Genomic DNA, 2,882 nt, shown 5'->3' on the forward strand with positions numbered 1-2,882 from the left:
AACCGCACCGGCCGCAACGTCACCCTGTACCAGTCGGCCGAGTGCGGTGAGACGGGCGCCCTCGCGGTCGCCGCGCCGGGCGTGCCCTCCCCCCACGACCCGGAGCCCGCCGAGGACGGGTCGGGCGGGAAACTGCTTCTGACGCCGCCGTCCGACGACGACTGGGGCCCGGAGCAACGACGGATGGGGGCGGACGAGATCGCCTCGCGGTGGGGGTCGTGGCGCGAGCAGGTGGACGCTCTCACCCCTGAACCCGGAGCGCCCGCGTCCCGGGAGGCCGGGAGCCCGCAAGAAGCGACGACGCCGGAAGCGAAGGTGCATCCCGGCGTACGCAAGGTGATGGAGGAGGCGCGCGGCTATCTGGACTCGCCGCCACCGCCGGGACGCATCAGGTCGACTTTCGCCACCGCGGACGCCCGCACGCTGCGGGTCGACGGGCCCGGCTGGTCATTGGTCGCCCGGACCGACGACATGGCCTTCGTCCTGCTGGACGAGGCGCCCCGAGACGTGATGCAGATACGGCCGGGTCCGCAGCTCCTCGGGCTCCTCACCGCACTCGACGCGCTCGCCACCCGGCCCTCGTGAGGGGTGGCAGCGCGACAGGGCTCGGAGGCCGGCCCCCGGCAGAGGGGTCCGCACCCGGAGGCCAGACCCGGCCGAGCACCTTGCCATCGCAGGCCACATCCGGGCGAGCGCCTTGTCCTGGAGGGTCAGACCCTGTCGAGGGCCTTGTGGGGCCCCACGGGGAGTTCGGCGCGGACAGTGTCTCCGGCTCGCACGGGTCCGCCGCCCACCACCACTCCCATGATCCCGGCCCTGCGGACCACGCGTCCCGTCTCGTCCCGCCCGACGACGCGCTTGAGCAAGCCGCTTTGGAAGGCATCGATCTGAAGGCACGGGTTGCGCAGGCCAGTGACCTCCACGACGGCCTGGTCCCCCAGGTGCAGCAGAGTCCCCTCCGGCAGGGCGAGCAGGTCCAGACCGCGTGTGGTGACGTTCTCCCCGAGGTCGCCGGGGGCCAGGTCGAAGCCGTCGGCGCGCAGCTCGTCGAAGAGTTCCTGCTGGATCAGATGGACCTGGCGGAGGTTGGGTTGCGTCGGGTCCTGGGCGACCCTGCTGCGGTGCTTGACCGTCACTCCGGCGTGGACGTCGCCTTCGACGCCGTGTCCGGCCCGCAGCGTGATGCTCTGCCGGACCGGCTTGGTGAAGGTGTACTCACCGCTGCGACTGACCGCTATGACCGTGCCGTTCAACGTCCCAGCTCCTTGCGTCGTATGCGCCGGATCCTACGCCGCTGCGACGGGTCGAGCAGCAGGTACCCAGCGGTGGGCACCCCGATCAGGACCAGGAGCGCCCACCAGAACCCGATGAACGGGATCAGGACCGCTGCCACGACCACTCCCCCGATGGCGATCTTCGCGCCGTTCGACATGACGGTGCCTCCTCCGCGGCACGGAGCCGCTTCACTCATGACAACGCCCGCACGGCGCGAACGGTTCCCGCGCCGGCGAAGACGTCCCCCTGCCCCCGGGTCACCGTCCCCCGGTCACCGCAGCGGTTCGCCCACCTCGTGCATGTGCGCCAGGCCCTGGCGGTAGGACTCGACGAGCCCCGTCTCCGTGTAGGGCATCCCGATCCGGCGGCAGTGCTCCTTGACGAGCGGCTGGGCGAGGCGCAGGTGCGGGCGCGGCATGCTCGGGAAGAGGTGGTGCTCTATCTGGTAGTTCAGTCCGCCGAGGAACCAGTCGGTGAGGACGGCACCCCGCACGTTGCGGGAGGTGAGGACCTGGCGCTGCAGATGGCCCCAGCGGTCGCCGTCCGGGTCGGGCATCTCCATGCCCTTGTGGTTCGGGGCGAAGGCCATTCCGAGGTGCAGTCCGAAAAGCGCGTGGAGCAATAGCGCGAAGACGACCGCCTTCCCGGCCGGCATGGCGGTGAGGAGCACCGTCGCCCAGAGAGCGAGATGACCGACCATCAGCAGCCCGGACAGCACGCCCTCGCGGCCCGGCTGCCGACGGAGGAACTGGAACCCGGAGATCTTCAGCGCGATGCCTTCCAGAAGCAGCATGGGGAAGAAGAGGCGTGCCTGATGGCGGGTGAGCCAGCGGGCGAAACCCTCCCGCTGGGCCGCCTGCTTCTGGGTCCAGACCAGGGCTCCCACCCCGACGTCCGGGTCCTTGTCGACGTGGTTGGGGTTGGCGTGGTGCCGCACGTGCTTGTCGTTCCACCACGCCTCGTTCATGCCGAGGAGAAGGTTGCCGTGCACGAGGCCGATGATCCGGCTCGTTCTGCGGTTCCCGGTGATCTGGGCGTGTCCCGCGTCGTGTCCCACGAAGGCGGTGCGGGTCCACAGGACGGCCAGTGGAACCGCGAGGAGCAGCGTCCACCAGGTGTCGCCGAGGAGCTCGATGCCGGTGACGACCGCGGCCAGGGCGAGCGCGTTCACGGCGATCCCGACGGCGTACCAGCCGGTGCGGTGGCCCAGCAGCCCCTGCCCCCTGACGGCCCTCAGGAGCGGCGCGAAATCGCTGCCGCCGTCGGTCCCCGCGGTGAGGCGGCTCCGGGCAGGTACTGCCTCCTGTACCGGCCCAGCCTCGGGTGCGGCGGGCTTGTCCGTATCCGGGCCCGCGGCGGACGCGGCGACGGAGGCCGCGGCCCGCGCTCCGGACGGGTCGGTGGCGGTGGTGGTCGCCTGGGGCATGGCATCTCCAGCTCTCTGGACGGGTGCGCCTACCCGAGAAAACGTAGTGAAGGGGCGCATCCGCCAGCCATGACGCCACCATCCCGATGAGCAGGGGGTATTCCCCCTGATTCCCTGGTGGGGCTGGCCCCCGTACCGGCCCGGACGGGGCGGCCGGGCCCTCACGGGGGAGGCCGTGGAG

General features: G+C 71.3%; 3 protein-coding genes and 1 pseudogene. 1 reads left to right on the forward strand and 3 read right to left on the reverse strand.

What is annotated here, in order from left to right; translation table 11 throughout:
* A pseudogene (locus ACWD3D_RS35570) lies at positions 1-585 on the forward strand (hypothetical protein); the annotation flags it as partial.
* A 125-nt stretch (positions 586-710) separates the two neighbouring features.
* Here the strand turns inward: ACWD3D_RS35570 and ACWD3D_RS35575 are convergent.
* From ACWD3D_RS35575 to ACWD3D_RS35585, 3 genes are all read right to left on the reverse strand, one after another.
* Entirely contained in the window at positions 711-1,253 is a 543-nt protein-coding gene (locus ACWD3D_RS35575; protein WP_451464809.1) for an MOSC domain-containing protein, read from the reverse strand.
* Complete coding sequence (locus ACWD3D_RS35580; protein WP_451464810.1) at positions 1,250-1,432, reverse strand: hypothetical protein; 183 nt, start codon at positions 1,430-1,432, stop codon at positions 1,250-1,252. The genes ACWD3D_RS35575 and ACWD3D_RS35580 overlap by 4 nt, the downstream gene beginning before the upstream one ends.
* Before the next feature lie 114 nt (positions 1,433-1,546).
* A complete protein-coding gene (locus tag ACWD3D_RS35585) occupies positions 1,547-2,701 on the reverse strand; it encodes an acyl-CoA desaturase (protein ID WP_451464811.1) in 1,155 nt (384 codons plus the stop codon).
* Between the last annotated feature and the right edge of the window lie 181 nt (positions 2,702-2,882).

It is taken from the genome of Streptomyces sp. NPDC002690 (assembly GCF_053592415.1).